Genomic DNA, 21,425 nt, shown 5'->3' with positions numbered 1-21,425 from the left:
AGAGAGAAATTCATGGATATGCCTTTACTTAGAAAAAAAATTGAATCGGCTATTAAAGATTGTTGCTTAGAACTAAAAGCAAATCATGGGCAGTCCAATTTTTATAGTTTCGCATTATATAGTGACTCTGAAGCAGCATCTGTAGCCCCTTCTGCAAATACTAAAGATTATCTAAATGAATTAATAAGTGATGATCCAAGTGATGCAACTTATTATAAGTGGAGCCCAGGAGAATGGCAGTTTGAAGGTGTAGGAGCAAAACATTTTAATGAAATATCTAAGGAACTATTTTTTCTAAGTAGTAAAGCCAATAGCAGTTCCGAAAAATCAAAACATAGAAACATTATCTTTAACTGTATTGTTGAGGCACTAATCAATGTTCATCAATCTGGATTTTTTAATTCATTTGCACAAAACCCAATAATAGTTTTTTCTGTAATTGGAAATGAGGATATAAAAGAAGAAGTACGTTGGATCTCAGAACTTAACAGCATAGAGGAGGCTGAAGAATTTGAAAGTTGGATTTATACTCTATAGCTAAAACAGTTTCTCTCTCAAAAGTAACGCTAAGGACAGCACATGCAACCAGACATTAAAAACATCCCACAACACCTAGGTCAGTACCTTTACCAGCAAATAGATGAGCCATGGCATGAAGCACACCTTATTTTAGATTGCGAAAACAACAATATACTTGAATGCAAAGCTCACTTTATTAAAGCAGATGACGAAACACAGCATAAAATTGCAGTATCCAAAAATATCACTGCGTTGTTTAAAATGTTATTTGACCACGCAATTAAAAATGAAGTGGAAGATTGGCAGCGCGCTATTTTTACAATTACGCGTAAAGGCCAATTTAACTTAAACTTTGAGCGCGATAATAACGATGAAGAAGAAGTAATAACCGCTGTTCAAACACATTAAGTATTAATTTAACCCGCTCTTTAACAACACGGATGCTGGCTGGTGCTACAGCCTTTTAAAATTAGTACCTTAGCTTTTGGCTGTATTTCAAATTGGGCCCCTCATTTACTTCTCATTCTTTTCTCTTTGTGCAAACGATTTTTTTAAAAATTATTCATAATGATGTTAGAAGACGCTGCGCTTAATGGGGCGGGAACACAGATATTTATCAAGCCTGGTTTAATCACTGGTGACAAAATACAACCAAACTAACAAATTGGCCGGATGCAATATAATGAATGAAAATGCAAAAAAAACACTCATCGAGAGGAAGTTTACTTCAATAGACTACATCAAACTTTACGTGGATAGTTATCAGGAAATTGTTGAAACGCTTGAAGCCGGAATGAATGAGTTTGAACTCCAGTTGCAAAAAAATCCGACTTTAAACATGGACAACTTTAAGTCATGGCAACTCCGAGGCGCTCCCAATATAAAACGCGGCGCTCAGAATGCGCTTGAACACTTTGAAAAAGCTAAAAAAGGCCACCTTACAGGAATTGCAAGCTCTGCTGGTAATTTAAGAGGCTTATCACGCGATGTTGATAACATAGGTGGTTTTGGTGAGTGGTGGCATGAAATAGATAATAAATACTGGGATACTTTTTATTCAACATATATGAAAACGAAAAAAATAGGCTCGAATATCGATTATACCATTTCAGGTTATTGGGATAATGATGAAATTCTTGATGAAGAAATTACAGGGCCTATGGATAAAAACGAGCTGCTGAATTATTTAAAGCCAGGCGAATCGCTTGATGATTTGTCATAAATAAAACGCTAAGGACAGCACATGCAACCCGACATTAAAAACATCCCGCAGCACCTAGGTCAGTATCTTTATCAAAAAATTGATGCTCCGTGGCTTGAAGCACAGCTTATTTTAGATTGCGATAATAATAATGTGATTGAGTGCAAAGCTCACTTTATTAAAGCAGATGACGAAACACAGCATGCAATTGCTGTATCTGAAAATATAACAGCGTTGTTTAAAACGTTATTTGACCACGCTATAAAAAACGAAGTTGAAGATTGGCAGCGCGCTATTTTTACTATCACTCGTCAAGGTCAGTTTAATTTAAACTTTGAGCGCGATAATAGCGATGAAGCCACTTTATTACTTTAAATGAGCAGCATAAGCATAGCGTTAAATTTATTTAAAACTTTATAAATTAATAACAATAATTGAACCTGAGCTGGATACATATTAAACTGTACGCCAATTTGTTTTTTAAACAAACGAAAGTCAAGGAAGACGAGTTAGGTACCCCAACTTATTAATACTCCTCCATGATATTTCGTGACATTTAACATTTATTATTTATTATTTAAAATAATTTTACGGAGTACCTATGAAAAAATTAAGCGCACTTTTGGGTTTACTGTTATTAAGCGGTTGTTCTACACCTCCTCCAGCCCAAGAAACTGAGCAAGTAGTTTTAGAACCTATTGCAGAGATTAACGAAGTAGCTCCACCAATTTCATTAACAGTTATTACTAACCCTGCTGATGCTCGCGTTCGTATTATGAATATCAACCCTGTTTACAAAGCTGGTATTGAGCTTAAAGAAGGTAAATACGATATTGAAGTAAGCAAAGCAGGATACCTTACTTACAGAAAATGGGTTTCAGTTGATAAAAAAACAATACTAACTGTTGAACTCGATACAATGGAAGCAAGCCAATCGGCTCAGTAAGCTTCTCAGTACGTTTTAGTTTATATGCCTTAGCCTGGTTAATTTAATAACTGGCCTAAGGCATATTAAATCCTTCATAAAGCCACAAATATCCTACTGCGAAATAACTACCAACATTCACTAAAATACATAACCACAACACAATAATAAAACGTCGCTTTTGCGATTTATGACGAAGTAATTGTTGAGCAAGTAATGCCCCCGGCCATCCTCCAAATAATGCAAGTAGCTGCAGTGTACGCTCTGGCGTGCGGTTTACTTTTGTATGTGAAGAACGCTTAGCTTGTCGCTTATCCCACGCGTACATTAAAAAAGTTATAGCACTTAATACACTTATATAACCAGGTACATATATTGGTATATAAACAGGTAAGTATTGCAGCGGGTAAGCTAACCAAATGGCAGCTAAATAAAGCAATGAGAATGTGATTAATATTTTCTTTATCAATTAATTATCACCTATACTGGGCTTATAAGAGCCTAACAACGAGAGCCAAATTATGACATATTTTAAATCGCTATTCTTAGCATTATGTTTATGCACATTTAGTAGCTTTGCTAATGAAACTGCCAGTAACCTTGATAAAGAGCTAGAAGTGTTTAAACCTTACTTAGGAACGTGGCAAGCAGACTTTAAAGTACCAGAAGGCGCTAAAAAAATACAAGATGTTGGCCGTTGGGAACGCGCTTTAAACGGTAAAGCTATTCGTACCATGCACTCGATTAACGAGGGTGAGTATGGCGGTGAGTCGATGATTTTTTATGATAGCAAAAGGAAGTCACTCGTATTTTATTATTTCACTACGGCAGGATTTTACACTAAAGGCACAATAACGGTATTAAGCCCTACTCAGTTTGTAGCCTATGAGGAAGTAACAGGCAGTAAAGAGGGAGTGACTAAGGTTAAATCTACTAGTGATTTAAAAGACGATAAATTTATTGTATCGACCTCTTATCTTAAAAAGGGTGAATGGACTAAGCCCGAAAGCAGAAGTTATACACGCAGTACAAAAACGGTTAAATTTAAATAGCCGCGATTTATAAACACAAAAAAGGCAGCCTAGGCTGCCTTTTGTCATTTATAAAATCGTATTTATTTTACGTATTTTTTAAATGCAGCGTCTACTGGTGTATCAGCAAGGTGATTAGTGTAGTTGCTCATTACTTTTTGAGACAAGCCTACAATAATTTCAAGTAGTTGTTGCTTACCGTAACCTGCTGCAAAGAATTTTTCGATTTGCTCATCGCTGATCACGCCACGTTCACGTGTCATTGCGAGTGTAGTTTCACGAAGAGTTTCTAGCTTAGGGTTTTCAAGTGGTGTTTTGTTTACAAGTGCGTCAACAATACCTTGATCAACTTTCATTGCCGCTGCAATACCACTGTGAGCAGGAACACAGTAATGACATGCGTGCTCAACGTTAATTGATTGCCATACTACTGTTAGCTCTTCTGCATTGAATGATGTTTTTTGAAACAGCTCATGCAGTACTTGGTAACCTTTAAGTAATGTTGGTGCTTCAGCCATTACTGCATGTAAGTTAGGAAGCATACCAAATGCTGCTACTGAATCAGCTAGTAACGGTTTTGCTTCTTCTGGTGCGTTTTCTTGAGTGTATAAAGTAAATTCGGCCATGGTTAGCTCCTAATAATTAATAGTTTTAAGTAACTTCGAGACACATAGTATTTGATTTTGAGCGACCGTTCAAGTTAAAATTGAGCAAATGTTCAAATTGATTGAGAATGATATGGCTAATAAGGTTAAATTTGAACGCGATAATGTAGTTCGCGTTGCAAGCCAGCTATTTTGGCAAAAAGGTTTTCATGCAACCTCAACGCGTGACTTGCAAGAAGCCGTTAATATGCGCCCGGGTAGTATTTACTCTGCGTTTGGCTCTAAAGAAGGGCTATACTGCGAATCGCTGAAAGATTACACAGTACAAATGAAAACCCAAATAGAGGGGTTTCTATCAAGTGCAGATACAGTACTTGGTGGGTTACGTGCATTTGTTGAAAACGTGGTAATTAAAACAAAAGATTGCAGCCCAAGTGCTATTTGTATGCTGGTTAAAGCAAACAGCGAGTTTGCAGAAAAAGACTCAAACCTATACGAGTTAAGCTTAGATTTAACAGCTCAATTTGAAGCTTATTTAACGCAGTTGTTTACACAAGCAATAAACAAAGGTGAGTTAAGTAATACGTTGACCGCTGTTGAATATGCGCGCTTTTTTCAGGTGCAATTTACAGGTTTACGCGGTTATTTTAATCGTCCTAATGTAGAGCAATTTGCTGAGCCAATGATCAACCAAATGTTTATGTTGATTAAAAAGTTATAAATAGCAGTTATCGCGCATTCTCAACAAGTTATACTTATTTTACTAAATAAAAATGGCCAGTATTAACTGGCCATTTTTTTGTGCTTAAAACTTAATTTATAAGTTACGTTTTAAGCTTATTTAGCTCATTATCTTGCTGGGCAACAAGTGCATTAAGCGCTTCGCTGCTATCCCCTGCTTGTGTAGATAAGTCAGCAAGTTGCGATGCGGCATCAGATATAAGCGTTAAATTACGGTTTATTTCTTCAGTCACTAAGCTTTGTTCTTCAGCAGCGGTGGCAATATGTGTAATTTGATTGGTTATTTCATCAACTTTAACGACAACACTGTGCAGAGCATCAAAAGCTACAGATGTTTCATCAACGGCATTTTGTGCACGTACTACGCCTTTTTCAATAACGGTAGATGCGTTACCCACTTCAGATAATAAACTATCAATTAACTGGCTTATGTCATCTGTTGATGAACGCGTTTTAGAAGCAAGTGCACGTACTTCATCAGCAACAACGGCAAAGCCTCGCCCATGCTCACCAGCGCGCGCAGCTTCAATGGCTGCGTTAAGTGCAAGTAAGTTTGTTTGTTCTGAAATAGTACGAATTACATCTAATATTTGCGTAATGTCTTTACTACGCGAAGCGACTTTTTCAACTGCTTGGTTAGCTTCTTTAATTTCTTCAGACATCGTTTTAACTTGTGTCATCGCTGACGATAAGCTCGACTCACTGCTTACTACCAAGCTATTTATTTCATCGGCTTGTTGGGCTGATTGCTCTGATGCTCTGGCTACTTCGAGTGCTGTTGCGCTCATTTCGTTCATAGCCGTTACCACACTTTCAATTTCTTGAAATTGAGATTGAACATTATGCTTAGTATCAATAGCTATATGCTGCGCTATTTCACCTTGTTGCTTGGTTTGATCAGACACATCTTTAAGTTCTGTAATTAAAATACGTAACTTAGATAAAAAGGCATTAAAGCCACCAGCTAAAGCAATTAGCTCTGCATGAGTTTCAACATGAAGTGTATGCGTTAAATCGCCTTCAGAACTTGCTAAGTTATCTACACGTTGTTGAATTTGCTGAAGAGGCGCAACCACACTACCAATAACAAATTTCATTATTAAAAATGCAATAACGCCAATAACAGCACCTGTAATTAAAATCATCGCGCCTAAATCGTTTGCAGTATCGGCCATATCTTGTGACAGTGCATCAGGGCCCGCTAAAGCTAAGTTACTAGGTACTTCAATAATTAAGGACCAGTCGGTGTTGGCTAGTTTTATATTTATAGGGTAATTAACTAAATACTCAGATGATGTTTTAAATATGCCTTTTTGGCCCTTAAATTTTTCAAGCTCTTTAAACAAGTTAGAACTAACAGCTTCTTTGAATGGGCGCCCTAATTTAGATTTATAATGGCTGCTCCCTACAACTAACCCAATATCGCTAAGCACGGTTACTTTAGCTTGGCCATTATAAAGCTGTTTAGAAAGTTCCTCAGTCATGGCCTGAAAGGTCGGCAGTGTTAAATCAACACCCGCTAAACCAATAAACTGACCCGATTTTAAAATAGGCACTGTTAATGAGGTAAGCATTACTGAATCGCCAGATGGGATTTCGTATAAATACGGTTCCATAATACAAGGCTTGAGTGTGTCTTTTGCACACAAGTACCAATGTGCTTCACGAATGCCGAACTCATTAAGTGAGGTAATATATTTATCTGCGGCATTAGCTACTTTTTGCTGCTCAATCACGTTATTCTGATCGCGTGTTATATAAACTTCTAGCGTACCATCGCCATTAACCGAGTGCTTATAGCCGGTTGTGAAGCTTGAATCTTGTCCATCAAACGCATTTGGTTCAAACTGAGAGTAAATAGATGAGAGTAATGTATTTTGTTCTAAAATAGAGCGATTAATACTCACTACTGTATCGCGACTAAGGCTTTCGCTTTTAGCAGCATCACCTAATAACGCAGCTAAAGAGTATGGCACTCGGTAAGCTTCGTTAATAAAGCCCGCTATTTTTTCACCATATATTGCTGCATTCGCATTTAACTTTTCTTCCACTTCAGCAACAATATAATCTTCTGACTTGCTTGCTAGTTCGGTATTACTTGCAGATAACTGCCACCACAAAATGCTCGAAAGCACTAATACAGTGATAAATATACTTCCGACAGTAAGCCAAAGTAATTTTTTTGCTAGCGATATTTCCCGCATTCATCTCACCCTTAAATTAAAACTACTGATATAGTTTAGTAGATCTAACCAACGAAGCTATGAATATCGTTAAACAAATTGAATTTAATACAATATGTTGAGTTTTTTAAAGTTTAGCTAAGCGTGCCGTTGTGATTGAGGCTGCAATTAATAAACACACACTCACCCATAAACATGCACTAAGCCCATACACTTGAAAAACCCAGCCAGAGAGCACCGTACCAAGCAAGCGCCCTATTGCATTAGCCATATAGTAAAAGCCAACGTCGAGCGACACCCCATCATTTTTAGCAAAACTTACTATTAAGTAACTGTGCAGTGATGAATTTACGGCAAATACACCACCAAAAATAAGTAAGCCAATTACAAGCGTAAAATGTACCGCGATATCAAATTGCATCAACAACGCTAAAATACAGGTTACGCCACTTAATAAAGCAACCCACCAATACGCTTTTTTGACTGAGTGTGAATTTGAATCACTTTGCCCTGTTATACGCGGTGCTTGCGATTGCACCAGCCCATAAGCAATAACCCACAAAGCCATAAAGCCGCTTACCCACCAGTGATCCCAGTTGAACTGAGCGGCTAAGTAAACCGGTAATGCAACGACAAACCACACATCACGCGCTGCAAACAAACATAAACGCGCAGCACTAAGTAAGTTGATTGCACGGGATTTAGAAAATAACTCTTTAAACTTAGGTTTGTTTTTAGCTTTGCCAATATCGCCTTTCAAAAAAATTAAACTAATAACCCACGCAACACTAAGTAATGCAATTAGGCTTATTAATGCCCCCACAAAACCAAATACAGTAAGTAATAAGCCGCCTAAAAAAAAGCCCACCCCTTTTAACGCATTTTTAGAGCCTGTAAGTATGGCAATCCATTTATATAACTGGCTTTGCCCCTCATCGCTTTGCGGTACTAAATACTTAATGGCGCTTTTGGCACTCATTTTATTTAAATCTTTAGCTATACCGCTAAGCGCTTGCGCTGCCATAACATAGGCAACGGTTAACCAATCCCCTGGCACGCAAAGCATGGCCAAAGCTACAAGCTGCAGCCCAAGCCCTACATTCATGGTTTTATTTAACCCTAAATGCGCGCCAAGCCAACCACCTACTAAATTAGTGATCACACCAAAAATTTCATAAAACAAAAACAACATGGCTATTGCAAATGCACCATAACCTAACTGATGAAAATACAGCACCACCAACATGCGTAGTGCACCGTCGGTTAAAGTAAATGCCCAATAGTTACCAGTAATTATTAAATATTGCTTTATAGAACTCGGTAAGTTAGCCAACTGCGCAAACATAGCGTTAAACCTTTTAAATGAGATTAAACTAAATCACTTTTTGCAACTTTAAGCATTAGCTCAGCAGTACGGTTTGCATAACCCCACTCGTTATCATACCAAGCGTATAATTTAAGTTGGGTGTTGTTAATTACCATAGTAGAAAGGGCATCTATGGTGCAGCTGCGCGGATCTGTTTTGTAATCTATAGATACAAGCGGTCTTTCTTCGTAGCCTAAAATGTCTTTTAGCTCGTTATTTGCAGCGTTTTTAAACCAAGTGTTTACTTCATCTTGTGTAACACCTCGCTCCAGCTCAAAAACACAATCGGTAATTGACGCGTTAGTAAGAGGTACACGCACAGCATGGCCGTTTAATTTCCCCTTAAGCTCAGGGAAAATATGCGTAATAGCCGTTGCACTACCGGTTGTAGTAGGAATTAAACTAGTACCGCACGAACGCGCACGGCGTAAATCTTTATGAGGGGCATCAATAATCGTTTGGGTATTAGTAATGTCGTGAATAGTAGTCATTGAGCCGTGCTTAATACCCACTTTTTCTTGGAGTACTTTTACTATTGGCGCTAAACAGTTAGTTGTGCAAGAAGCAGCTGTAACAATTTTATGCTCACTTGGGTTATATAGGTCATCGTTTACACCCATTACTACATTTAAAATACCGTCTTCTTTTACTGGTGCTGTTACCACAACACGCTTAACACCTTGCGCTAAATATTGGTTTAACAGCTCAGTGGTTTTCATTTTACCGCTGGCCTCTATTACTACATCGCAATCTGACCAATCAGTTTCATTTATGGTTTTGTTGTTGGTAACTGCAATCGTGTGTTTACCCACACTAAAGCTATTATCATCACTAGTAACCTGCTGCGCTAAGCGTCCGTGTACTGAGTCAAATTCAATTAAATGTGCATGGGTTTTAGCATCGCCCGCTACATCATTTACTTTAATAAACTCTATTTCTGACCAATCAACTGCTGCACGCAGTGTTAAACGTCCCATACGGCCAAAACCGTTAATACCTACTTTAATAGTCATAATTAAATACCTTTAATAAGTTAATTTATTAGTTAGTTACAACAGCTAGCTGCACGCTCAGGGCGATTACCCATAGCGTTTAAGCGCGTTAAATCGTTTTGATAAAATGAAGAGTTAGCAGTTAGCGTTTGCGTTAATACATTTTTAGCCCACTCTGGCAGTGCTTTGTTAATACTGTAGTACACCCATTGATTTTGTTTACGGTCGCTTAATAATCCGCATTGTCTTAACTGCGCTAAATGGCGAGATACCTTAGGTTGGCTTAATTTAAGTGCAACAACAAGCTCGCATACACACAGCTCTTCTTGATGGCTAATTAGCAGCATTGCTTTTAAACGTGTATCGTCTGCTAGGCATTTATAAAATTGAAGTGGGTTGAATTGTTCCATACTGTCCTCACTGTGCTTATGCATACACAATAAAACAAAACAACAACATATGGAATAGTGAATATACGTTTTATCGTATATTTAATTTTTATGCCTTAAACGCAAAAAAGCACACAACGACTAATTGTCGTTGTGTGCTTTTATAACTTTTCTTTATTTAGTTATTAAATAACTGAAAGCTCTACTTCAATATTGCCACGTGTTGCGTTTGAATATGGGCATACTTGGTGTGCTTTATCTACAAGCGTTTGCGCTGCAGCTTTATCCATATCACCTAGTGATACAGCTAGTTTTACCGCAATACCAAAACCGCCTTCAATAGCACCAATAGACACTTGTGAATTAATATGTGTGTCGCTTGGTAAATCTATTTTTTCGCTACCTGCTACAAATTTAAGTGCGCCAATAAAACATGCTGCATAACCTGCGGCAAATAATTGCTCTGGGTTAGTGCCTTGTCCGTCGTCTCCGCCTAAACCTTTAGGTGTCGATAAATTTACATCTAAACGACCATCATCAGATTTAGCTACGCCTTCACGGCCGCCAGTTGCAGTTGCTTTTGCAGTGTAAGCTACGTTTTGTAATACATTCATAATGAACTCCAAAGTTTAAAAACATCAATCAATTTAGTTTGTGTGCAAAATAATAGAACAAGTAATTAGAGATTGCAAATACTTTGCATGCAAATTAAAATAACATGTATCGAAATAAAGGATAACGTTATGGCGTTTGAGCAATTAAAGTTAAAAAATCAGTTATGTCATCGGTTATACATGGCATCTAACAGCATTGCGCGTGCGTATCGCGAGCCTTTAAACGCGCTAAATTTAACTTACCCGCAATACGTAGTAATGATGGCCCTGTGGGAGCAAGACGAAATAACAATTGCAGGGCTAATAGATAAAACCGCGATAGATGGCGGTGCAATGACCCAAATACTCAAAAAAATGAGCGACAAATCATTACTGGCTGTTATTAAAGATGAGCACGACAAACGCAAACGCCTAGTGCAGCTAACTCAGCATGGCCAATCGCTTAAGTTAAAAGCAGCCGATATTCCTAAAAATATTTTATGTAAATTTGATAGTGTAAATGCAACACAAGCGAAGCAATTGATGCAGCTGCTCGATTTAGTAGTAAACGACTTAGCCGATTAGGCTCTTAATTTTTAAACAATAAACGTGTTTTAAAAGGTTTTAAAAATGACTCATATTAAAAAATTACTATTAGCTGCGGCGTGTAGCACGGCACTTTTAGGTAGCAACGCCGTATCTGCTAATACTGCTAACCAAAATGCTGATTTAAAAACAGTAGCCACTTTTGATGCGCAGCACCCACCGGGCAACATTGCTATTACCCCATCCGGCAGAAAGTTTTTATCTGTGCATGGCTTTTTTGGCCAAAAGCAAAAAATTATGGAGCTTTTAAGCGATGGAACAACTAAGCCCTACCCTAATGAAGAATGGGCATACGCGTACAATAACGGTAAAGGTTTTTACGATGTACTTGGTATAAACGTATCAAGCGATGGCGTTTTATGGATGCTTGACACTTCAGGGCCCGATCACGCTGGGCGCTTAGTAGGTTGGGATACAAACAAAGAGCAACTGCATAAAATTATTTATCTGGCTAAACCGACCATTACCGACACCTCGTTTTTAAACGATTTAGTCATCGATAATAAGCATGGCGTTGTATACATTGCTGACACAGCCCAAGGCAGCCAAGCCGCTATTATTACGGTTAACCTTAAAACAGGTGTCGCACGCAGAGTGTTACAAAATAGCCATTACACCACTGCCGAAAATATCGATATGGTTATTGATGGGCGCACAATGAGCCTTGGCGGACAACCTGCCCGCTTAGGTGTTAACCCAATTACGCTTGACCCTAACGAAGACTGGCTTTACTTTGGCTCTATGTCGGGCACGTCGGTTTACCGCATTGCCACCAGCGATATAAATAACAAGAGCCTTTCGGCTAAAGCGCTTGAAGACAAAGTTACGCGTTACGGCACTAAGCCAATTTCAGATGGTATTATTGTTGATGGCGGCGGTAACGTATATGTAACCGACATAACCAATGGCGCAATTGGCGTAGTTAAACCCACTGGCGACTACGAAGTATTATTTAAAGACGAACGCTTAAGCTGGCCTGATGGTTTTAGCTACGGAGCCGATCATAAAATATACTTTACCGTTGACGACTTACATAATTCGCCTGTACTTAATAATGGCAAAAATCAAAGCCACGGTAAGTTTAAAGTAATGTCGTTCGAGCCTTTAGTAAAAGGAAAAGTAGGCCGCTAATTTACTTTTTAAGTGACTACATTTTTAAAAAAGCCTTGCACATTTAAGTGACCTAATAGTTGCAGGGCTTTTTGTTAAAAACACACCACGTTGGTGCATCTTTTAGTAATACTTCACCTCTTTGGTGCTAATCCTTAAGTATGTATTTACACTTAAATACTAAACACCTGATTTCTATTCATAAAATATTCAAGTTAATGTTGGCATACTTCTTCCTATAAACTGATGTGTTCAGTGAAAATACCAAGGAAAAACCATGTTCAATTTATACCATACCCTTTACCTTTTATGGCGTTTAGACATTAGCGTTTGGCAAGTTAATGACCCTACAAATACCCGCACTACCGCTGATAAAGAACGCGCCTATGTTAAGTAGCATCGTATTGTGTAAAGGCTTGGCATAAAGCTTAAATGTATAAACCTACTTTAGGCTAAGCTTTTGCACACTATGAAATTTATGTGTACATTTTAATTAAACTTCAAATTAATCATTCAATATAAAAACAACCCCCTTGTAATAAACTCCACATTTAAAAACATCAAAAAAATTAGTAAAAACACTGCGTTTATAACTTTGCAAGCAACCCTATTGCGTTGTATTGTTGCACCCTATTGATAATTTTTAGTTGGAACGTGTATGCACGCTTTGGAAGTTAATTTTGATGGCTTAGTTGGCCCTACTCACAACTACGCTGGTTTATCGTATGGTAATGTTGCCTCGTTAAATAACGCAGCAAGCTTTTCAAATCCTCAAGAGGCTGTGCTTCAAGGCCTTGAAAAAATGAAAGCCATGCACGACAAAGGCCTAACTCAAGGTGTATTTGCCCCTCATGCGCGCCCCGACTTAAACGTACTGCGCCGCTTAGGCTTTACCGGTAACGATGCACAAGTAATTCACAAAGCATTTAAAGCAGATCCTATTTTATTACGCGCGTGTTATTCAGCGTCTGCAATGTGGACAGCCAATGCCGCTACGGTATCGCCATCACCTGATACAACCGACGGCAAAGTACATTTTACTTCAGCTAATTTAAATAATAAGTTTCATCGTTCATTAGAGCCTGCAACCACTACACGCTTATTAAAAGCGATGTTTAACAACGACAAATACTTTGCGCATCATACCCATTTACCCGACCAAGGCTTTTTTGGCGACGAAGGTGCAGCAAACCATACTCGTTTTTGTGACAGCCACGGCGAGCAAGGCCTTGAAATGTTTGTATTTGGTGCCAGCGCGTTTAACAGCCAATTACCAAAACCAGCTAAATTTCCTGCAAGGCAAACACTCGAAGCCTCAGAAGCAATTTGTCGCTTACATAACTTAAAAGATTCAAGCCAAATTTTACTACAGCAAAATCCAGACGTAATAGACCAAGGTGTGTTTCATAACGATGTAATTGCAGTAGGTAACGCCAACGTATTACTGTGCCACCAGCAAGCATTTTTAAACCAAGCTTTGGCACTGCAAGATATTCGCGAAGCGTATGTGGGCAATAAAGAATTTTATATTATTGAAGTACCTACCGATAAAGTAAGCATTACCGATGCTGTAAGTAGTTACTTATTTAATAGCCAGCTAGTGAGCCTTGAAGATGGTTCAATGCTGTTAGTGGCACCACAAGAATGTAAACGCAACAGCGCGGTTAACGCCTACATTGAAGAAATGATCATGGCAGATAACCCAGTAAACCAAGTGCAGTTTTTTGATTTACGCCAAAGTATGCAAAATGGCGGCGGCCCAGCTTGTTTGCGTTTACGTGTAGCCCTTAACGAGCAAGAACTTGCTGCAGTAAACCCAGAGGTTATTTTAACTGATACTAAATACACACAACTGTGTGACTGGGCAAAACGTAACTACCGCGACAAATTAGGCGCAAGTGACTTTGCAGACTCAGCCCTATTAACTGAAAGCTACCAAGCACTTGATGAGCTAACGCAGCTACTTAATTTAGGCTCAGTGTACGACTTTCAATTAGAAGGTTAATACCTCAGTTAACACAAAGGCTAATACTACGGCTAATACAAAAATAGCGAGCCAAGGCTCGCTATTTTTATTTGTGTTTATGTTAATACATATTTAAGCATCTTTGTTAACAGTTATTGCCGACGCCATAGACTCAGATATATGCAGCGTACGCTGCGGAAACGGAATACTCAGCCCAGCACCTTCAATTGCTTCTTTAACGCGTTTATTTAAATCCCACACAGTTTGCCAATAATCACCATTAACAGTCCACGCACGTAATTGAATGTTCACTGCGCTTTCGCCTATTGATGTCACCATTACTTTAGGTGCAGGCTCTGCAAGTAATCGGCTCTCTGATGCGGCTAATTCTTTAAGTACATTTAAGCCAACGTCAATAGAGTCGGCATACGAAATCCCCACCACTATGTCCATTCGTCTTTTGCCATTACGGGTAAAGTTTTTAATATTGCCACCCCACACTTTGCCGTTAGGCGATGCGATATAAAGACCGTCGGTGGTTTTAAAAATAGTGGTAAACAAGTTTATTTCACTCACAGTACCAAGCGTGCCACTGGCATCAACAAAGTCGCCTATTTTAAAAGGTCTGAGTATTAGCAGCATAATACCCGCAGCAATATTGCTCAGCGTATTTTTAAGGGCTAAACCAATCGCTAAACCAGCAGCACCCATTAGCGCAATTAAACTGGCCGTATTAACGCCAAAAATATCTAAAATAAATAGCCCACCAATTATATAAACTAAATAACCAGCAATACTCGATAAAAGAGGAAGCAGCGTACTATCCACTCTTTTTAATGGCGATTTAGAGTTTTTAATCGCTTTTTTAACCGAGCGTGCAATTAAGGCACTCGCAATTAAAATCACCAACGCTAAAATCACTTTGTATCCTAAAGTGATGATTGTTTCTGAATGGCTTTGCCAAAACGCTAAGAGTTTATCTTTCATGTTTGTTCCGATAAATGTGGCTGAAACTCAGCAAAATAATGGTTAAATCTAATAAAAACCGACTTCAAAAGAAGTGGCGCGAGTATATAGTAAAAAACGATTAAATCTATGAAATTAAAAACGTTTTAAAACAGTATGTTAAAGTTCTAACTCCTCATATTTTTAATTCAATTTAGGTTAAGGGTCAAATACATACACTTAACAAATCAAATAAGAGGAAACAACCATGAACTTTAAATCAACAATATTAAGTAGCGCTATTATTTTTGCCTTAGCAGGCTGCGGCTCATCAAATGACGATGCTGAAACAACCCCACAAACAAGTGATAAAGCAACTTTTAGTTTAGGTATTTCCGACGCTCCAGTCACTGGTTTAAAACAAGTTAACGTTGTATTTGATTCAATAACAATTAAAGCCCAAGAAGGTGAAGAAGTTAGCTTTGAAACTCGCTCTAAAAACGATTCCACCTTAGCGCAAATGGTCAATTTACTAGACTATACGGGCGACGATATTTTTCAATTACTTGACGATCAAGAAGTACCTGCAGGTGATTATTCGTGGATCCGCGCGCAAGTAATAAACGGCGACACAAACAACCTTAGCTTAACATCTCACGTAGTTTATGAAGACGGCAGCATTGCACCGCTTATCGTAAAAAGAAAAGGTAATGATGGCGTGGGCGAAATTCAGCTAGATGGCTTTACACTCAATCAAACCGACAACGAGTTTGTATTAGAGTTTGATTTAAAAAAATCATTGGTTGATCCACAAAATAATAACGAAGTATTTTTAAAACCTCGCGGTGTGCGTTTGCAAAACCTCTCTGAATCACAAGATATTGAAGGCACTGTAAGCCAAACACTTATAAACAATTGCGAGACTGATAACATTGATCTTGCTGCTGATGATTCATCATTTGGCCATGCTGTTTACCTTTACTCTGCGCAAGCACAAACCCCAACAGATATTCATGGAATAGATGACCAAACGCCTGATAACGCTCCGTTAGCTACTGCCAATGTTGTATTTGATGCAGACGATAATGAATACGAATTTGAACTCGCATTCATAACACCAGGCGACTACCAACTTGCTTATACATGTAGCGCACACCTAGACGATGCAGAGCAAATAGATGCTGATTTTAATATTTATCAACTAAAACAAATTAGCCTAACGCAAGCTGACGATTTATCAGTCAATTTTGACATAGCGCAATAACTGCATGGCGCACATTGAGCTGCGCCTTTATTCATTTGTTAATAAGGAAAAAACCATGGCAAAAGAGAAAATAGTACTCATAACCGGCGCTTCTAGTGGCATTGGTGAAGCAACGGCAAAAACCTTAGTAAACAACGGTCATAAAGTTATATTAACCGCCCGTAGAGAAGAGCAACTTAACCAACTTGTTGCCGAGCTAGGATCAGATAACGCACTGAGCGTAGCCGCAGATGCAACCGACTTTACCGCGCTTGAAAACGTAGTTACCAAAGGCATTGAAAAGTTTGGCCGATTAGATGTAGCCTTTGCTAACGCGGGTATGGGTGTTTCAACCGCTGGCACCGAAAAAGGTGATCCCGATGAGTGGTCAACCATGATTGACATAAACATTAAAGCCCTACTGTGGACTGCAAAATTAACACTGCCGCATTTACGCCAAAATAAAGGTCACTTTATATTAACCAGCTCTGCCGCTGGCCGTAAGCCAATCGGCGGCTCTATTTACGGTGCAACTAAATGGTTTGCTTATGGCTTTGGACAAAACTTAGCTGAGGAAATGAGTGAGTGGAACGGCCGCTGCACAACCATAGCCCCAGGCATGGTAAACACCCCGTTTTTTGATGAAGCTAAACCCGACAAACTCGATCCGCAAGATGTAGCCGACGCGGTATTGTTTGCTATTGAAGCAAACCAGCGCAACAGCGTACGCGAGATTTATTTAATGCCAACTAATTAAATGTTGCTTGGTTGAGTTCGGGCTGTCAGGTTTAATGCTAATGGCGTTAAACCTGATGGTTGTTAGTGCTTAGTTTGGGTTAGATGTTAGTAGGTAAGAATGAATTAAAGGTATTAGGCATTTAAAGTCTTGTTAATTGCCAATGCTGTCCTTAAACCATATGTAAGAAAAATATAGGACAACGGCAATATATCCAAAAGAAATAACTAGGTTTACTTTCCAAAGGTTTAGCCAAAAATTGCCTCTGAAATAAGTGCGTTCTCTTATTTCATGGTTGAACAATGCTACTGAAGAGGGCACTAATATTAACGCAGACCAACCAAGTATAGGTAACACCATAAACATAATGCCTATGCCTGTACCTCCTGCTGAAGCGTCGGATGCTTCACCATCAATTGGGGCTAGCATCACGTAGCCTAAAATAAACCCAACAATCGCAAGTATAAAACCTAAAAGCTGAAATGTTCTCATTATTATCCTTGGCAACTAACGAGACTGTAAAATAACTCCAACAGCCAAATTCAATTAAAAAATGAGCTCCTTTAATTAACCCTAAGCGTTTTTAAAGCATTACAAGATTTAGGTTGGGTGTCACTGTAATTCACGCTGGAACAAAACCAACTGTTTTTTGTCCTTATTGGATCGTCTTGTTATATGACGTTTTAACTGCATACGTTTCATACTTTACAACAAACTCTTTAGCTTGCGCTAGAGTTTCTGGATAAGGCACACTCTCGTAGCTGTTTTTAATTAGTCGAATTTTTTGGAATACAAAACCATGCTCAATTAAAAACTCTACTTTTTTCCATTGTGCCGTATCTGATTTTTTAGGTGGTTTAAAATGACGGCCTAAATTTACAGCTACACCTTTACAAACAGGACACTCAATTACTTTGGGGTAATGACATGGTTCAAGATTGAATTGTCGCATGTTTGAGGTTTTACATTCACAACAAGCAAAAGACATAGAATACTCTGGCCCCTGATATTTGACCTGTGGTTTAGGCAAATCTCTATAACCAGCTTTTCTACGAAGCTTCATCCTCGCTTGTTTATCCATACTTGATTACGCCTTATAACGCCCCACTAAGAGGCGACTAATTGTTGGCTAAAATGTGAAGCGAAGCGGAACCGAGCCAACTGTTACGAGTCCTGCTTTAGTGGCTTGTTATATGGCAATTACTCTACAGAGAAAGAGCTTGAATTTACTGAAATAATATCACCAGACTGCATTTCAATTTTAAACGTATTACCATCTTGTCTAATTGCATTTACAGAAGCCGATTGTCCCCAAAGATTTTCATGAGGAATAGATACATTTGTACAATCACTAAACTTAATTACTACTTTCTCAAGATGCAATTTAAAGCTTACAAACGTTAAAGCATTTGCCCAATCAAATTCAATATTAATTAGAGTTGCATCATGTAAATTTAAACCTGCAAAATTAGCCATATTCGCCTTGCCATATAACGCCGTTTTAAGCGGCAAATTACAGTTGGCTAAAATAAGTGAGGCACGAACAAAAAGCCAACTGTAATTTGTCCGGCTTGAAAACCCTTGTTAGGTGTTTATTCCACCGAAACTATTTTAATAGATGTTAAGCACTCTGATGTAAAGCCAAGTGGTTCTAAACTATACCTGACACCTTGAACTCCTCTTTTTTTAGGCAAACTATACCCTTTCATTACTTCTAAGGTGTTCATATTAAACCTAATAGTATATTCAATATTTTGATTGTCGGGAGTTATAGTCATATTTAAATATGGTGGTAAACGCGTTAAATTATGATACCAAGAACTTGATATATCCAATGAATACATAAATGTACTATTATCTCCAAAATACTTTGAAAGGCACTCTGGCATAATTAACTTTTTATCTGCAATTTGAAGAGTTAATGATTTACGATCAAATGATGCAGGTTCATATTTCTGCGGAAGACCAATTAAAACTCCATCATCTTGGATTTTAACCCCAGTATCTTTATGAGCAAATAAAAAAGAACTATAAAATATCGATAATACTATCAAAGTTAACCGCATTCTGAAAACACCTAACGCCGTTTTAAGCGGCAAATTACAGTTGGCTAAAATAGGTGAGGCACGAACAAAAAGCCAACTGTAATTTGTCCGTCTTGAAAACCCTTGTTAGGTAGCGGCTTTCACAGGAGCTACTTTTTCAATTGCTCTAATAGTTGGAGCATCCTGACAAATCACTTCTAAACACTCATCTTTAGTGACAATTAAATGAGCCCACTCATCAGAATTACCCATAAAAAAAGTTAATGGGCTTTCTTGCTGCCAGCCGTGACCTTTAACTTTAAATGTATTGGCTTTAGGTGGATTCCCATTCCATATCTCAGTTAACCCATGTTCATCTAGGCAGCGGTAGCCATTAACGGATTCATAGGATATTTCATAAATAGTCTCACTAGTTTCATGAAATACACGAACGATTAATTCAGTACTTTCGTGTTTATCACTTCCTGAGATTATATATTTAACGCCATCTGCTTTTTCAAGCGTCCACTCTTTGGTACCCCAAGAAAGATCTATTAACCAAACCTCTCCGAGTTCAAAAGGCGTGAACCAGTTATCAAATTCCATTTAGCTACCTAACAATTTAGTCTACGACATTTGTCGTTTTACAAACCGACAAATGTCTTTATATTACAATGATTTTATCCTAGCTATAAAATAAACAACTGTAAACAGTTAGTTAGATTCGCCTTACCTTTTCTAAATGTAGCAAAACCCCAAAATGGTGGAGATCAGTAATATAAGACATATTGCTATGTTGTAATAATGGCTACTTAGTTAACAGGTTATATTTTAAATATCTGTGTTTAAACCAATAATGCGTACACCCCATGGTCCTTAAACTTGTAACTCGTTATTACTTATAAAATTAGTTAAAAATCACAATCTACTTCTATTGAATCCTGTGTATTTTTACTTCATGTTAAATACTCTTATTTCTCACTTACATACCTAGAGCGCTGCATGAATGGGTTATGGATCTTAAACCGCGTTAACACCCTACGATGAATTGACGTATTTAATAGCCTTAAAACGAAGAGGCTCAGCAGTTTTAAAATTTGCAATTAATAGCTGACTTTACTAGTTATCCACCTCATAGCGTGTTGTTATATTTATTAGAACGGTAACTCATCACCATTAAAACTATAAAGCTTTCCCGTATTATCAATAGATAAATTCAGAATAACGTTCATAACTCCAAGAGCCGAATCTACAACATTTTCACTTGCTGTAGAGCCACCCATATCGGTTTGAACCCAACCGGGGTGAACAGCTACCACAGCCACATTATCATTAACAAGTTCTTGTGATAAGTTCACTACTAGCATATTGGCTGCTGCTTTAGACATTCGATAACCATACCAATCCACACTTTGTTCTAGCGACAAAGATCCCATAGCAGAAGAAATAACGGCTATCTTACATAAGCGTTTTTTATTTATTAAAGGTAAAAAGCAATGAGTTAAATATAGTGGTCCAAGTGAATTCACCTTAAAACACATTTCGGCATTAGCGTAATTAATAGTATGGATACTTGTGTTTTCTCGATCCAAATATCCCGCATTATTTACTATTAAATCTAATTTAATATTTTCCTCATTAAGTTTACTTGCCAACGCCTTAATTTTTTCAGGGCAAGTGATATCCATTAATTCAATCGACAATTTATTTGGAAAGTTACCTTGCAATGAAACTAGACCAACCGCCGTTTCTAGATTTCTACAGGTAGCAATTACTGTCCATCCATTTATAAGGTATTGTCTGGCTAATTCGAAACCGATTCCCCTATTAGCACCCGTTATTAATACAACTAAGTTATTCATTGTGTATACCTATGAATCTTACAATTTAGTCTACGACATTTGTCACCTAAAAAATGACAAATATCCTTATATTACAATGATTTTACCCTAGCTATAAAATAAGTATTTGTAAACAGTTAGTTCAGTCTCAACTTTTCTAAATGTAGCAAAAATCCAAAATGGTGGAGGTCAGTAATATCAGGCAAATTGCTGTTTAGTTGCACAGCTTGATTATTAGTTAAAAGGTTATATTTTAAATACCTGTGTTTAAACTAATAACGCGTTCACCCTTAAACTTGTAGCTCGTTATTACTTATAAAATTAGTTAAAAATCACAACCTACTCCTATTGAATCCTCTGTATTTTTACTTCATATTAAATACTCTTATTTCTCACTTATTATGCTGTT

Annotated in this window: 26 protein-coding genes; 12 read left to right on the top strand and 14 right to left on the bottom strand. The window is 37.9% G+C overall.

What is annotated here, in order from left to right; translation table 11 throughout:
• Nucleotides 1-12: 12 nt before the first annotated feature.
• The 5 genes from I6F47_RS06115 to I6F47_RS06095 all read left to right on the top strand — a co-directional run bounded on the left by I6F47_RS06115 (nucleotide 13) and on the right by I6F47_RS06095 (nucleotide 2,666).
• The gene (locus I6F47_RS06115) at nucleotides 13-537 is read left to right on the top strand and encodes a DUF4303 domain-containing protein (RefSeq protein WP_165723053.1); all 525 of its coding nucleotides are present in this window, start codon (nucleotides 13-15) and stop codon (nucleotides 535-537) included.
• A 42-nt stretch (nucleotides 538-579) separates the two neighbouring features.
• A complete protein-coding gene (locus tag I6F47_RS06110; protein WP_165723052.1) occupies nucleotides 580-927 on the top strand; it encodes an immunity protein YezG family protein in 348 nt (115 codons plus the stop codon).
• A gap of 274 nt (nucleotides 928-1,201) precedes the next feature.
• On the top strand, nucleotides 1,202-1,741 hold the full coding sequence (locus I6F47_RS06105) for a hypothetical protein (RefSeq protein ID WP_155945834.1): 540 nt from the start codon (nucleotides 1,202-1,204) through the stop codon (nucleotides 1,739-1,741).
• A 21-nt stretch (nucleotides 1,742-1,762) separates the two neighbouring features.
• Nucleotides 1,763-2,095 (top strand): DUF600 domain-containing protein, encoded by a 333-nt coding sequence (locus I6F47_RS06100; protein WP_165723051.1) that lies wholly within the window; start codon nucleotides 1,763-1,765, stop codon nucleotides 2,093-2,095.
• A 226-nt stretch (nucleotides 2,096-2,321) separates the two neighbouring features.
• Entirely contained in the window at nucleotides 2,322-2,666 is a 345-nt protein-coding gene (locus I6F47_RS06095) for a PEGA domain-containing protein (protein ID WP_165723050.1), read from the top strand.
• A gap of 55 nt (nucleotides 2,667-2,721) precedes the next feature.
• Here I6F47_RS06095 and I6F47_RS06090 read toward each other — a convergent pair whose 3' ends face one another.
• On the bottom strand, nucleotides 2,722-3,114 hold the full coding sequence (locus I6F47_RS06090) for a DUF1294 domain-containing protein (RefSeq protein ID WP_165723049.1): 393 nt from the start codon (nucleotides 3,112-3,114) through the stop codon (nucleotides 2,722-2,724).
• 52 nt (nucleotides 3,115-3,166) lie between these two features.
• Here I6F47_RS06090 and I6F47_RS06085 point away from each other — a divergent pair, with 52 nt between their 5' ends.
• Nucleotides 3,167-3,697 (top strand): hypothetical protein, encoded by a 531-nt coding sequence (locus I6F47_RS06085; protein ID WP_165723048.1) that lies wholly within the window; start codon nucleotides 3,167-3,169, stop codon nucleotides 3,695-3,697.
• Nucleotides 3,698-3,759: 62 nt separating this feature from the next.
• Here the strand turns inward: I6F47_RS06085 and I6F47_RS06080 are convergent, their stop codons facing one another.
• On the bottom strand, nucleotides 3,760-4,302 hold the full coding sequence (locus I6F47_RS06080; RefSeq protein ID WP_165723047.1) for a carboxymuconolactone decarboxylase family protein: 543 nt from the start codon (nucleotides 4,300-4,302) through the stop codon (nucleotides 3,760-3,762).
• A 112-nt stretch (nucleotides 4,303-4,414) separates the two neighbouring features.
• Between I6F47_RS06080 and I6F47_RS06075 the strand changes: the two genes are divergently transcribed.
• A complete protein-coding gene (locus I6F47_RS06075; protein ID WP_010553549.1) occupies nucleotides 4,415-5,002 on the top strand; it encodes a TetR/AcrR family transcriptional regulator in 588 nt (195 codons plus the stop codon).
• Nucleotides 5,003-5,105: 103 nt separating this feature from the next.
• On the opposite strand, the gene I6F47_RS06070 is transcribed toward I6F47_RS06075, so the two are convergent.
• The 5 genes from I6F47_RS06070 to I6F47_RS06050 all read right to left on the bottom strand — a co-directional run bounded on the left by I6F47_RS06070 (nucleotide 5,106) and on the right by I6F47_RS06050 (nucleotide 10,566).
• Nucleotides 5,106-7,226, bottom strand: a complete 2,121-nt coding sequence (locus I6F47_RS06070; protein ID WP_165723046.1) for a methyl-accepting chemotaxis protein — start codon at nucleotides 7,224-7,226, stop codon at nucleotides 5,106-5,108.
• Between the two features lie 106 nt (nucleotides 7,227-7,332).
• Nucleotides 7,333-8,550 carry an organoarsenical effux MFS transporter ArsJ gene (arsJ, locus tag I6F47_RS06065; RefSeq protein ID WP_165723045.1) on the bottom strand — a complete coding sequence of 406 codons (1,218 nt, stop codon included), beginning with the start codon at nucleotides 8,548-8,550 and terminating at the stop codon, nucleotides 7,333-7,335.
• Between the two features lie 23 nt (nucleotides 8,551-8,573).
• A complete protein-coding gene (locus I6F47_RS06060) occupies nucleotides 8,574-9,584 on the bottom strand; it encodes an ArsJ-associated glyceraldehyde-3-phosphate dehydrogenase (RefSeq protein ID WP_165723044.1) in 1,011 nt (336 codons plus the stop codon).
• 32 nt (nucleotides 9,585-9,616) lie between these two features.
• Nucleotides 9,617-9,973: a metalloregulator ArsR/SmtB family transcription factor gene (locus I6F47_RS06055; protein WP_165723043.1), complete on the bottom strand. Its 357-nt coding sequence runs from the start codon at nucleotides 9,971-9,973 to the stop codon at nucleotides 9,617-9,619.
• Nucleotides 9,974-10,137: 164 nt separating this feature from the next.
• Nucleotides 10,138-10,566, bottom strand: coding sequence for an organic hydroperoxide resistance protein (locus tag I6F47_RS06050; protein ID WP_024594483.1), 429 nt, complete (start codon nucleotides 10,564-10,566; stop codon nucleotides 10,138-10,140).
• Nucleotides 10,567-10,695: 129 nt separating this feature from the next.
• On the opposite strand from I6F47_RS06050, the gene I6F47_RS06045 reads away from it, so the two are divergent.
• The 3 genes from I6F47_RS06045 (at nucleotide 10,696) to astB (ending at nucleotide 14,266) form a co-directional block, all read left to right on the top strand.
• Nucleotides 10,696-11,130 (top strand): MarR family winged helix-turn-helix transcriptional regulator, encoded by a 435-nt coding sequence (locus tag I6F47_RS06045; protein WP_165723042.1) that lies wholly within the window; start codon nucleotides 10,696-10,698, stop codon nucleotides 11,128-11,130.
• A 45-nt stretch (nucleotides 11,131-11,175) separates the two neighbouring features.
• On the top strand, nucleotides 11,176-12,282 hold the full coding sequence (locus I6F47_RS06040) for an L-dopachrome tautomerase-related protein (RefSeq protein ID WP_039486557.1): 1,107 nt from the start codon (nucleotides 11,176-11,178) through the stop codon (nucleotides 12,280-12,282).
• A gap of 637 nt (nucleotides 12,283-12,919) precedes the next feature.
• The gene (gene astB / locus I6F47_RS06035) at nucleotides 12,920-14,266 is read left to right on the top strand and encodes an N-succinylarginine dihydrolase (protein WP_004334492.1); all 1,347 of its coding nucleotides are present in this window, start codon (nucleotides 12,920-12,922) and stop codon (nucleotides 14,264-14,266) included.
• A 93-nt stretch (nucleotides 14,267-14,359) separates the two neighbouring features.
• Here astB and I6F47_RS06030 read toward each other — a convergent pair whose 3' ends face one another.
• Nucleotides 14,360-15,214, bottom strand: a complete 855-nt coding sequence (locus I6F47_RS06030) for a mechanosensitive ion channel family protein (protein ID WP_197183528.1) — start codon at nucleotides 15,212-15,214, stop codon at nucleotides 14,360-14,362.
• A 226-nt stretch (nucleotides 15,215-15,440) separates the two neighbouring features.
• On the opposite strand from I6F47_RS06030, the gene I6F47_RS06025 reads away from it, so the two are divergent.
• Nucleotides 15,441-16,436, top strand: coding sequence for a DUF4382 domain-containing protein (locus I6F47_RS06025; protein WP_197183527.1), 996 nt, complete (start codon nucleotides 15,441-15,443; stop codon nucleotides 16,434-16,436).
• Between the two features lie 55 nt (nucleotides 16,437-16,491).
• Entirely contained in the window at nucleotides 16,492-17,172 is a 681-nt protein-coding gene (locus I6F47_RS06020) for an SDR family oxidoreductase (RefSeq protein ID WP_024591546.1), read from the top strand.
• Between the two features lie 132 nt (nucleotides 17,173-17,304).
• Here I6F47_RS06020 and I6F47_RS06015 read toward each other — a convergent pair whose 3' ends face one another.
• From I6F47_RS06015 to I6F47_RS05990, 6 genes are all read right to left on the bottom strand, one after another.
• Nucleotides 17,305-17,643, bottom strand: coding sequence for a carbon starvation protein CstA (locus tag I6F47_RS06015; protein ID WP_169061347.1), 339 nt, complete (start codon nucleotides 17,641-17,643; stop codon nucleotides 17,305-17,307).
• Nucleotides 17,644-17,806: 163 nt separating this feature from the next.
• A complete protein-coding gene (locus tag I6F47_RS06010; RefSeq protein WP_197183526.1) occupies nucleotides 17,807-18,232 on the bottom strand; it encodes a hypothetical protein in 426 nt (141 codons plus the stop codon).
• Nucleotides 18,233-18,351: 119 nt separating this feature from the next.
• On the bottom strand, nucleotides 18,352-18,627 hold the full coding sequence (locus I6F47_RS06005) for a hypothetical protein (protein ID WP_197183525.1): 276 nt from the start codon (nucleotides 18,625-18,627) through the stop codon (nucleotides 18,352-18,354).
• 116 nt (nucleotides 18,628-18,743) lie between these two features.
• On the bottom strand, nucleotides 18,744-19,217 hold the full coding sequence (locus tag I6F47_RS06000; RefSeq protein ID WP_165723113.1) for a hypothetical protein: 474 nt from the start codon (nucleotides 19,215-19,217) through the stop codon (nucleotides 18,744-18,746).
• A 105-nt stretch (nucleotides 19,218-19,322) separates the two neighbouring features.
• Nucleotides 19,323-19,781, bottom strand: coding sequence for a hypothetical protein (locus tag I6F47_RS05995; RefSeq protein ID WP_165721575.1), 459 nt, complete (start codon nucleotides 19,779-19,781; stop codon nucleotides 19,323-19,325).
• Between the two features lie 548 nt (nucleotides 19,782-20,329).
• Complete coding sequence (locus I6F47_RS05990) at nucleotides 20,330-21,037, bottom strand: SDR family oxidoreductase (RefSeq protein ID WP_165723068.1); 708 nt, start codon at nucleotides 21,035-21,037, stop codon at nucleotides 20,330-20,332.
• Nucleotides 21,038-21,425: the final 388 nt, after the last annotated feature.

Origin of the sequence: Pseudoalteromonas sp. NZS37 (assembly GCF_015864265.1) — a bacterium.
GTDB lineage: Bacteria > Pseudomonadota > Gammaproteobacteria > Enterobacterales > Alteromonadaceae > Pseudoalteromonas > Pseudoalteromonas arctica.
The sequence above is the reverse complement of the archived record's forward strand: the minus strand, read 5'-3'. Positions and strand labels throughout refer to the sequence as shown.